The organism is uncultured Maribacter sp., from assembly GCF_947500405.1.
Classification (GTDB): domain Bacteria; phylum Bacteroidota; class Bacteroidia; order Flavobacteriales; family Flavobacteriaceae; genus Maribacter_B.
Genome location: NZ_CANMRY010000014.1, coordinates 19,982 through 29,683, shown reverse-complemented (window position 1 = coordinate 29,683; position 9,702 = coordinate 19,982). Strand labels below are relative to the sequence as shown.

At 31.7% G+C, this 9,702-nt stretch carries 13 protein-coding genes; 3 read left to right on the top strand and 10 right to left on the bottom strand.

Annotated elements, in window-relative coordinates; genetic code table 11:
• Positions 1-187 precede the first annotated feature (187 nt).
• The 8 genes from Q0945_RS15410 to Q0945_RS15375 form a co-directional block, all read right to left on the bottom strand.
• On the bottom strand, positions 188-655 hold the full coding sequence (locus tag Q0945_RS15410) for a hypothetical protein (RefSeq protein WP_299436349.1): 468 nt from the start codon (positions 653-655) through the stop codon (positions 188-190).
• A 157-nt stretch (positions 656-812) separates the two neighbouring features.
• Positions 813-1,424 carry a MarR family winged helix-turn-helix transcriptional regulator gene (locus Q0945_RS15405; RefSeq protein ID WP_299436346.1) on the bottom strand — a complete coding sequence of 204 codons (612 nt, stop codon included), beginning with the start codon at positions 1,422-1,424 and terminating at the stop codon, positions 813-815.
• A 53-nt stretch (positions 1,425-1,477) separates the two neighbouring features.
• The gene (locus tag Q0945_RS15400; protein WP_299436343.1) at positions 1,478-1,741 is read right to left on the bottom strand and encodes a DUF2024 family protein; all 264 of its coding nucleotides are present in this window, start codon (positions 1,739-1,741) and stop codon (positions 1,478-1,480) included.
• Between the two features lie 4 nt (positions 1,742-1,745).
• Positions 1,746-2,468: a hypothetical protein gene (locus Q0945_RS15395; protein WP_299436341.1), complete on the bottom strand. Its 723-nt coding sequence runs from the start codon at positions 2,466-2,468 to the stop codon at positions 1,746-1,748.
• Between the two features lie 65 nt (positions 2,469-2,533).
• Positions 2,534-2,767, bottom strand: coding sequence for a thioredoxin family protein (locus tag Q0945_RS15390; protein ID WP_299436339.1), 234 nt, complete (start codon positions 2,765-2,767; stop codon positions 2,534-2,536).
• 387 nt (positions 2,768-3,154) lie between these two features.
• Complete coding sequence (locus tag Q0945_RS15385; RefSeq protein WP_299436336.1) at positions 3,155-3,619, bottom strand: hypothetical protein; 465 nt, start codon at positions 3,617-3,619, stop codon at positions 3,155-3,157.
• Between the two features lie 158 nt (positions 3,620-3,777).
• Positions 3,778-3,960: a hypothetical protein gene (locus Q0945_RS15380; protein ID WP_299436333.1), complete on the bottom strand. Its 183-nt coding sequence runs from the start codon at positions 3,958-3,960 to the stop codon at positions 3,778-3,780.
• 218 nt (positions 3,961-4,178) lie between these two features.
• Positions 4,179-4,364, bottom strand: a complete 186-nt coding sequence (locus tag Q0945_RS15375) for a hypothetical protein (RefSeq protein WP_121065513.1) — start codon at positions 4,362-4,364, stop codon at positions 4,179-4,181.
• Positions 4,365-4,916: 552 nt separating this feature from the next.
• Between Q0945_RS15375 and Q0945_RS15370 the strand changes: the two genes are divergently transcribed.
• Positions 4,917-5,324, top strand: coding sequence for a hypothetical protein (locus Q0945_RS15370; RefSeq protein ID WP_299436328.1), 408 nt, complete (start codon positions 4,917-4,919; stop codon positions 5,322-5,324).
• 65 nt (positions 5,325-5,389) lie between these two features.
• Here the strand turns inward: Q0945_RS15370 and Q0945_RS15365 are convergent, their stop codons facing one another.
• Both Q0945_RS15365 and lysS read right to left on the bottom strand, forming a co-directional pair.
• A complete protein-coding gene (locus tag Q0945_RS15365; protein WP_299436326.1) occupies positions 5,390-6,820 on the bottom strand; it encodes a DASS family sodium-coupled anion symporter in 1,431 nt (476 codons plus the stop codon).
• A 96-nt stretch (positions 6,821-6,916) separates the two neighbouring features.
• A complete protein-coding gene (lysS, locus tag Q0945_RS15360) occupies positions 6,917-8,608 on the bottom strand; it encodes a lysine--tRNA ligase (protein WP_299436324.1) in 1,692 nt (563 codons plus the stop codon).
• Positions 8,609-8,757: 149 nt separating this feature from the next.
• Between lysS and Q0945_RS15355 the strand changes: the two genes are divergently transcribed.
• Positions 8,758-8,913 (top strand): YqaE/Pmp3 family membrane protein, encoded by a 156-nt coding sequence (locus Q0945_RS15355; protein ID WP_298489377.1) that lies wholly within the window; start codon positions 8,758-8,760, stop codon positions 8,911-8,913.
• A 54-nt stretch (positions 8,914-8,967) separates the two neighbouring features.
• Positions 8,968-9,666, top strand: a complete 699-nt coding sequence (lipB, locus tag Q0945_RS15350) for a lipoyl(octanoyl) transferase LipB (protein WP_299436321.1) — start codon at positions 8,968-8,970, stop codon at positions 9,664-9,666.
• The last annotated feature ends 36 nt before the right edge of the window (positions 9,667-9,702 follow it).

Genomic DNA, 9,702 nt, shown 5'->3' with positions numbered 1-9,702 from the left:
GCTAATTAGATAACATTAAGCAAATTTTATTCCTAAATTTTGATGTGAAGACGGATTTTAGAGTATTAATGGCAACGGTTTAGTATAACCGTCAGTTACGGGTTAAATTAGCGATTATTTTCGGTTTAGCACAGACGTTAGCAATTCCGAGTGGATTCGGACGTAGTCGAATCCGCCGTAATTGCGGTTATACATTGTTGTGCATAGTGTTTTTTTTCTTTGTCAGTTTTATAATCAAATATGGTGTCAATATTCCTATTCCGATTAAGATTGTTGAGTATAAATCAAAAGGTTCAGCCAATAAATATTCTGGAATTAAAAGACTTGAATGTTTCGCAGAAAAAGTCATAATAAAAAGTCCAATTCCGAATATTATTGTCACAAATAATAGAACTGTTATTATATCCATAATCAGTTCTTTTACTTTAAATTCTACTCTTGTCGAGTTATAAATCATTCCGAAAAGAGGAATAGTTGATAAGGCTATATAATCAAGAGTATTTGTTGAAATCCCGAAAAAGTAATCGGTAAATTTTTGAATACTTTCAGTCAGTCCGATTTGAAGTTTAGCTCCGACACCAAAATTCAAAGTCAGAAATATCAGTCCGCAAAGTCCATAAATCAGATATTTTATTTTGCTCGGTATTTTATTCAATTCAGTTAGTTTTGAGTTTGGGTTACATTATGCACAACGTGTTCGTGTATGGTTTGTTGCGGTCAAGTATGCGATTAATTTTTCGCAGTAACAATATAGTAAAAAGTACACAAAGATCGTTGTCTTAACCAACTAGAGCAATTGACTATACACGTTGTTAGCCACTGGCTTTTTCCTCAAATTCTGGACAGTCTAATCTAATTTCATTATTCAATAATTCCTTTTGTAATAAATTACAATAATCATTTTCATTGTTTTTTTCATAAAACTTACATCCATAGCAAGTTCTTTGAACGCTTATAATTCCGTTGCGATTTAATTTGTAAATCAGCTGACTTAAAGTTCCGAATAGGCTTTCTAATTCTGATTGTGAAAATCCATCAATCTGTTTTTTCAGTGGATTTGAGAAGTCATATGTTTGAGAAACTACATCAGTTCCTAATTCAGATAATGTTATTGAATAACTACGACTGTCAGATGAAGAATAATCTTTTATAATCATTCCTTTCTTGTCCAAAACCTTAATCGCATCACTTACAGTAGGTTTTGTTACGTTAAATTCTTTTGCAAGATGACTAACGTTACATAATTCACGTTTGTGAAAAGCTATAAAAATGAGTATTTGAATTTGAATTGGACTTAAACCAACCAATTTTGCTTTTTCCCATAACAAGACTTTAAATACTTCCGAAACGCGTTCCATTCCTGCAACGATTTTACTCGAAATATCTTTTTCTTGTTGTGCTGGGTTAAATGTACTTTCCTTCATAAAAAAGCCTGTCGAAATTTATTCGACAGGCAAAGTTAGTAATCCTAATTAAATTAATTGCAATTTTCCATTTCTATTATAAAATAGCCTTGACTTTTGATTGATGAGACTATTTCTTCTGTTGCCTGTTCAATATGGCACAAGCGACATTCATTTGAGGTTAATTGCTCAGTATTAAAAGATTTTGTCTTCAGGTAATCTTTTCCGAAATTAAATATGATTTGTTCATTAGTTAAGTTATCAGGAACAAGAATATCAAAATGCATAATATTACCATCTTCTCTTTTTACATAAGTGTCCCAAACTGCTACTTTCATCTTATTATTTTTTTACTTTATAAGGTAATGACAAATCTCCACTTGCCACACTAAAAACTTCATAAACTCCAAGCATAGGTAAATTTTCATTGCTTGTATTTACTTTCATAAATGCAGTAACACCGTCATAATTAAAATCTGTTTTATTGTTCATACGATAATCTGGCACGACTACTTTTATAGTATTTTCTTTAGTTGTTACAGGATAACCTGGTGAATCCATATACATAGGCATTCCTGGGTTTGTTGGTGGTAAAACAACTGTTTTATCTGCTTTCTTAAATTGTTTAACTGAAAGTCCTCCATCAACTCTTTTATCTTCGTGAAGTATTACCCAATGTGGATGCCAAATGATTCCATCATTATCAAATATTTGGTCACTATTCTCATCCCAAAGAGGTGTGTCGTCAAAGTCTGGATGTGATGTTAGAGCAAGTGCAACAATTCCATCTGTTTGATTAAATCCAACATCTGTAGGTTTTAAACTTGTTGGTAATACATATCCCAAAACTGGTGCACCATCAAGTTGACCAACTTTAGTTGGTGTTGTTTTTCCTGCTGTTCCATCTACAGTTATTTCCCAAATGGTAATCCCTAAATCTGGTTTGTGTGTTACACTAACTTCATTAATTTTGAAATTATCATTTTTATATTTGCTTTCTTGTGCACACGAACTTGTTGTGTTTAGAAGCAAAGTTGCTGTAAGTAATAATAGTATTGACTTCATTATAATTTGTTTTAAGAAGTTAGGACTCCTTTAATATTCGGAATCCTAACTATTTGTTATAAAAATTAACCTTTTACGTCTGCCATTGAAGCACCAAAGTTTATATGTAACGTATTTCCATTTGGCGTGACTAAAGCTGGAACAGAGTTTACTCCTGCTTTTTCAGCTTCTGATATTCTGTTTCGGTCTTCTCCAATATTTACGACTTCAACATTTTCAGCTCCTACTAAATTTACGATATCGTGTTCTGCACTTATACAAACTGGACATCCTGCGTGATAGAAAATTGATTTACTCATTTTATTAAATTTTAAATTAGTGCATTATTGCAATGCAAATATAGTAAGGAATCCTAACTAAACAAATTTTAATCATTTTTTTTGAAATAATAAAGTTTGTTTTTAGTCAGATTGTTTATTGAGTGCAGTTTTTTCAGCTTGTGGCTAACTTGTTATATCGAGAACAATATTCCAATATATCCCCTATAAATTTCGGGATAACAGGACATTTTGTTCTCGTTTACATCAAATATAATATTTGTAAATAAAACAGCATTCTAATTTATAAGAATAAAAAAGAGAATGAGATTTTAAAAAATTACTTAATCCATTAATAAATATATAAAAAGCCGCATTCTTTACAAATACAGCTTAACATTTAACAATAAAAAACGTAATTAAAAATTCTTATTTTTCTTCTTTTTTAGATTCTTTTCTTTTTTTTGCATGTTTTTTATGCTTTCCCATTCTTTTAGACCTATGCGCCTGCATTTTTTCCCACTTTGTATATTGCTCTTCAGAAAGTATTTGCTTCATCTTAGCTTTTTGAGCAATTTTATGGTCTAGAATAGCATTTTGCATAGCAAAACGTTCGTCTTTTGTAGGCTTTTTTGCTTCTGTATCTTTACGTTTGGCTTTTCGCTCTTCCATTTTTTCTTTTCGCTCTTTAGCATTTTCTAAAGCTAAAGCTTTTACTTTACTTTGTTGCGCACTAGTAAGATCTAATGCTAAGGTCATTTTCTTGGTATGTAATGTAGCTACCTGTTCCGGACTAAAATCTTGCATTTTAGGATTATGCTTTTTTCCTTCTGGTCTTTGCGCTATGGCAGTTAAGCCAACTAAAATTAACAATGTTATAAATATCTTTTTCATGTTTTTATTTTTTAAAGATTATACTACTAAGACCGTTGTTTTCTAAAAAGGTTTAATAGTATGCACTACTTTGTGAATTTTTTAACAGCTTTAGGGTAAAAAACAAAAAAGGCACAGAGTAGCCTCTGCGCCTTTTTTAAGTAGGTTAATTTGGGGTTTTATTTTATTTCTTGTATTTCTACCGCAGTAGTAGAAATGGTATTACTAGTATTGGTTTGTATTAACGCTGCAGTTTCTGTATACGTTTTATTTTCTGTTTGTGAGTCGTCTGTAATATGGTATGCAAATGCTATTGCTACAAATGCTACTAAATACGCTAAACTTTTTATTTTATGTGTCATGATTCGGGGGTTTTTAATTTCTTATCCAAAGGTAGGTTGCATCTTAGTACTAAAAAGTGCATTGTTGCCAAATGCTATTATTTAGATGTGAAAAGTACTAAAGGTGTGGTAAAAGCGTTTTTTTAATCGGAGAATTTTGCAGTTCATCTATTTACATAAGGAAGATGCATTTTATCGATGTTTTTTACCTGTTTACTATTTCATAAATAAACTTGATGCTATTCTTTATCTTCTAAATTTATTTCTGCAGTGGTTGTTATAGTATCAGTAGATTCTAAAATTACTTTCTCTTTTGAAACATAAATCTCTTTCTCTGTTTCTGATGAAGAATCTGTAATGTAGTACACAAGTGCTGTAGCAATAAATACACTAAAATAAATGAAACTCTTTGTTTTATAGGTCATGACTTGGGGGCTTTTAATTTCTTATACAAACAAAGCGTTTTGTTGTTAACTTCTTCTTTTGCATTATAAAAGACTATTATAATGTGGTAATAACGGTTTTTAGAATAGTGCTAGTATACCGTTTATCGAAAGCTTATTTTTTTTCGATTAAGTGTAACATTTAAAATTATGTTGCGTCTTATATATAAAGAGTTTTCATTTTTAAATTCTTTGAATTAGCTATGTGTAAAGCCCAAAGTTTTCTTTGGGCTTTGCCTTTTTTGGTGTTAATATGTCGTTTAAAGCCTTAAATTATCGATGAAAGGATGCTATACTAACCGTTATGAAAAAAATAACACAAAAAAAGCATATTTTTTTGTCGTAAAAATTACCTATAAATACTGAGTAAGTGATAAGTTTCTAAACAGCAAATTATCATATTCATAATTTTACTAGAAAGGTGTTGCTAAAGTGCTTTTTTAGACCTTTTAATAGCAATGTTAAGAAAACATTAAACGCAATAATAACTCTAAAATGTAGTTTTACCTTTGCACAGAATTTAACCTGAAAGTTATGAATTACAAAAGAATGAGTTTATCTATTATCTTAGGATTGGCAATATGCCAAGGAGTTTTTGCAAACAATACTCCTGCTAAGAACGTTGAAGATTTTGACATTAATTCTATTGAATACATTGAAGAAGAAGTAGAAATAGATTTAGGATTTAACACTGCAGATTATTTGCCAGAAAGCTTTGATCCAAATACTTTTTATTTTAATGTAAATAGTGTGGTTTATGTAGAGGATTCTTTAATAGAAGAAGAAGATTATACAAAGTACTTACCTTCTGGTTTTGATGCTTATAGTTATGCTAAAGACGTACAAAGTATTAATTACATTGATGCTAATGATACTATTACAGTAGATTTAGATACAAACATATTTTTACCAGTAAACTTTAATGCGTTTGCGGTAAACTAAAAATTAAGTTAGTTATTTTTTGAGTTAGTTAGTTTAGACCCCTGTGGAGACAGGGGTTTTCTTATTTAAAATAATAAGGGTAATATAAACTGAAACAGTATAATTAATAATGCTACTGCAATAAGGTTTAGTATAACGCCAACACGAGCCATTTGATGTACTTTTATATAGCCACTTGCAAATACTATTGCATTTGGCGGGGTAGCCATAGGCAACATAAAGGCACAACTACTAGCCATAGTTACAGGAATTAATAGATATAGAATAGGTATTTCTAAACCAATAGCAATGCCAGCTACTACAGGCGCTAAAAGGGCTACAAGTGCTACATTGCTCATAAGTTCTGTCATAAACAACATTAAAAAAATAAGCAGTGCTGCAGTAGTAAAAATAGGTATATTACTTGCAGCTATAGTATTGGCAACCAAATCTACAATACCGCTAACAGACATACCTTTAGCTAATGCTAAACCACCTCCAAAGAGGACTAAAATTCCCCAAGCTAATTTACTGGTGTCTTGCCATTTAATAATAGAATCTTCTTTTTTTAAATTATACGGAATTGTAAATAAAGCTATTGCAGCCATAATACTTATGATGGTATCGGATAGTCCTAATTCAGGAAAAATAGTATTTATTAGGGTTCTAAACACCCAAAGAAAAACAGTAACCCCAAAAATGATTAATACCATTTTTTCTTTTCCACTAGTTGGCCCTAATTTTTTTAACTCCTCTTCAATAACACCTTTAGAGGCATTAAATTTTAAATTTTTATTGGGGAACATCCATTTAACTAAAACAAGATAACTTATAGTAATCATTGTAAAAGAAAAAGGAACTCCAATGACCATCCATTTTAAGAATGAAATTTGAATATTATATTCGCTTTCTAATAAGCCTATCATGACAGAATTTGGAGGTGTTCCAATTACCGTTGCTATACCACCAGCATTTGCAGAGAAGGCTATTCCTAACATTACGCTCAGGGCAAAGTTTTGGTCTTCTTTAGTAAAACCATCGGCATCATTAATTAATAATCCTATTACAGACATGGCTATAGGTAACATAACTACCGTACTTGCTGTATTGCTAATCCACATACTCAAAGTTGCGGTTGCAATCATAAAACCAAGAACTACTTTATTGGGAGTAGTGCCTGTTATTTTTATAATGTTAAGTGCAATGCGTTTGTGTAGGTTTACTTTCTCTAAGGCAAGAGCCATTACAAAACCACCAAAAAATAAAAATACAATTGGGCTACCATAGTTGGCACCAACCTCTGCAATGGGCATTATTTTTAAGAGGGGAAATAAAATTAATGGTAACAGCGCAGTAACAGAGATAGAAACCGTTTCTGTAATCCACCAAACAACCATCCAAAGTGCTACAGCTAATACTGCATCTCCTTTATCAGAGATTAAATAAAAAGGTAAATTAATACCAATACAAAATAATATAGGTCCTAGAAAAAGGCCTATTTTTTTACTAAGGCTCATTAGGTTGGTTTAATGCCCTCTAAGCTATGATTTTTGTTGGATAAAAAAAAGGAGCCCTATACTGGACTCCTTAATCTCTATAAATATGCTTTTATTTTACTCTTGTAATTGGCAAAGAAGAGATTCTCCTTCTTTAACAACTTTAGCTAAACCATTTTTGGTAAGCCCTTTTATACCTTTATCCCAAGCTTTATTGCTTAGATTTGCAGCAGATTTTAAATTTGCAAGCGGCATTTGTTTTTCTTTTTTAAGAATCTCGAAAATAATTTTTTCGTTATCACTTAACTCCACCGCTTTTTTCTCTGGACGCATTTGCGGGAAGAATAATACTTCTTGTATCGAAGAATTATTAGTCATTAACATTACTAAACGATCTATACCAATACCAATACCAGAAGTAGGAGGCATACCATATTCTAAAGCACGTAAAAAATCTTGGTCTATAAACATAGCCTCATCGTCTCCTTTTTCGGATAACCTTAATTGTTCTTCAAAACGTTCGCGTTGATCAATAGGGTCGTTTAACTCTGAATAGCAATTGGCTAATTCTTTACCATTTACCATAAGCTCAAAACGCTCTGTTAATGCAGGATTATCTCTATGTTCTTTAGTTAACGGACTCATCTCTTTAGGGTAGTCTGTAATAAAAGTGGGCTGTATATAGTGGTGTTCACATTTTTCACCAAAAATTTCATCAATTAATTTTCCAACTCCCATAGAGTCGTCTACCTCTAAATCTAACTTTCTGGCAACTTCTATTAATTGTTTTTGATCCATACCCGCTACATCAAAACCAGTATGTGTTTTTATACCTTCTAAAATGGGAACTCTAGCATAAGGTGCTTTAAATTCTATTTCATTCTCGCCAACAGTGATTTTACTAGTTCCATTAGAGTCTATTGCAATTTTTTCTAATAGTTCCTCCGTAGTATTCATCATCCAATGGTAATCTTTGTAAGCAACATACAATTCCATTACTGTAAATTCTGGATTGTGGGTACGGTCCATACCCTCGTTTCTAAAATCTTTAGAAAACTCATAGACACCATCAAAACCGCCAACAATAAGTCTTTTTAAATACAATTCATTGGCAATTCTTAAATATAAAGGAATGTTTAAAGCGTTGTGGTGTGTTAAAAACGGACGCGCAGATGCACCACCTGGAATAGGTTGTAATATTGGTGTTTCTACCTCTAAATATCCACGGTCATTATAGAACTGACGAATGGTGTTTGTTATTTTGGTACGCTTTACAAAAGTTTCTTTTACAGACGGATTTACAATTAAATCTACATAACGTTGTCTGTAACGTAATTCTGGGTCATTAAACTCATCATAAATATTCCCTTCGGCATCTTTTTTAGGTAATGGTAATGGTCTTAAGGTTTTACAAAGAATAGTAAAGTTTTTTACCATCACGGTTTTTTCGCCAACCTGTGTGGTAAAAAGCTCCCCTTCAATACCAATAATATCTCCTATATCTAATAGCTTTTTGTAAACTTCGTTATAGTGGGTTTTATCTTCTCCAGTACAAATTTCATCACGATTAAAATACACCTGTATACGGCCTTCGCTATCTTGTAATTCTGCAAAAGAGGCTTTACCTTGTATTCTTCTAGACATTAATCTACCAGAAATAACAACCTTTTTTCCTTCTTCATATTTTTCCTTACTACTTTTTGATGTAGCATTTACTGGGTATAATGCTGCTGGGTAAGGGTCTATTCCTAAGTCTCTTAAGCGAGCCAATTTGTCGCGTCTTATTACTTCTTGTTCCGAAAGTTGCATATCTAATTAATTAAGGCTGCAAATATAGGTAGTCTAGGCTAATCTATCAATTTTGCAAAACGAGAATCTTGTTTGTTTACAACTTATTGTAACAAAATGGAAAAATATTCGTCAAATAAGTACATCAATCCAATTAAATCAAAATTAGAATGAGTTTTTTTCGAGTATTATTAGCCATTATTTTTCCGCCACTTTCGGTAATTGGAAGAGGATGTGGCTCTTTTATTATTGTTTTACTGCTTACCTTTTGTGGTTGGGTGCCAGGAGTAATTGCTGCTTTGGTAATTTTAAATAATCCTAACTAAACTTAGAAACTAGTATTAATAATTGTTTCTTAGCAGCTTTGTATCTTTGTAATAATGAATAAAGAGGTTATTTTACAAGATTTAGGGCTAAAGGATTATAAAGAAACTTGGGACTACCAAGAACAAATTTTTAAAGAAACTTTAGATATTAAAATTAAGAATAGGAGAGAGGATGCCCAATTGGTGACCCCTAATCATTTTCTTTTTGTAGAACACCCGCATGTATATACTTTAGGTAAAAGTGGAGATATGCAAAACTTGCTTGTAGATGAAGAACAGCTTAAAGAAAAAAATGCTACTTTTTATAAAATTAATAGAGGTGGAGATATAACCTACCATGGCCCAGGACAAATAGTGGGCTACCCCATTTTAGATTTAGATAATTTTTTTACAGACATACATAAATACTTGCGATTTTTAGAAGAAATGGTGATTTTAACCTTGCAAGAATATGGGTTAAAAGCAGAGCGTTCTAAAGGCGAAACTGGAGTTTGGTTAGATGTAGGAACACCATTTGCACGTAAAATTTGTGCTATGGGGGTACGTGCTAGCCGTTGGGTAACTATGCACGGTTTTGCATTAAATGTAAATGCTAATTTGGGATATTTTGATTTAATGATTCCTTGTGGCATAAAAGATAAAGCAGTTACTTCTTTAAATGTAGAAATTGGACAAAAAGAAGTTTCTATGGAAGAGGTAAAAGAAAAACTCCTAAAACATTTTAAGGTCTTGTTTAAGGCGGAAATTAATTAAAAAAACCGAGGCTCATAACCTCGGTTTTTAAATTAA

Coding starts and splice junctions, on each gene's coding strand:
- Q0945_RS15390 (WP_299436339.1), bottom strand. CDS start 2,767: ATGAGTAAATCAATTTTCTATCACGCAGGATGTCCAGTTTGTATAAGT.
- lipB (WP_299436321.1), top strand. CDS start 8,968: ATGAATAAAGAGGTTATTTTACAAGATTTAGGGCTAAAGGATTATAAA.
- lysS (WP_299436324.1), bottom strand. CDS start 8,608: ATGCAACTTTCGGAACAAGAAGTAATAAGACGCGACAAATTGGCTCGC.
- Q0945_RS15380 (WP_299436333.1), bottom strand. CDS start 3,960: ATGACACATAAAATAAAAAGTTTAGCGTATTTAGTAGCATTTGTAGCA.
- Q0945_RS15385 (WP_299436336.1), bottom strand. CDS start 3,619: ATGAAAAAGATATTTATAACATTGTTAATTTTAGTTGGCTTAACTGCC.
- Q0945_RS15355 (WP_298489377.1), top strand. CDS start 8,758: ATGAGTTTTTTTCGAGTATTATTAGCCATTATTTTTCCGCCACTTTCG.
- Q0945_RS15370 (WP_299436328.1), top strand. CDS start 4,917: ATGAATTACAAAAGAATGAGTTTATCTATTATCTTAGGATTGGCAATA.
- Q0945_RS15365 (WP_299436326.1), bottom strand. CDS start 6,820: ATGAGCCTTAGTAAAAAAATAGGCCTTTTTCTAGGACCTATATTATTT.
- Q0945_RS15405 (WP_299436346.1), bottom strand. CDS start 1,424: ATGAAGGAAAGTACATTTAACCCAGCACAACAAGAAAAAGATATTTCG.
- Q0945_RS15395 (WP_299436341.1), bottom strand. CDS start 2,468: ATGAAGTCAATACTATTATTACTTACAGCAACTTTGCTTCTAAACACA.
- Q0945_RS15375 (WP_121065513.1), bottom strand. CDS start 4,364: ATGACCTATAAAACAAAGAGTTTCATTTATTTTAGTGTATTTATTGCT.
- Q0945_RS15400 (WP_299436343.1), bottom strand. CDS start 1,741: ATGAAAGTAGCAGTTTGGGACACTTATGTAAAAAGAGAAGATGGTAAT.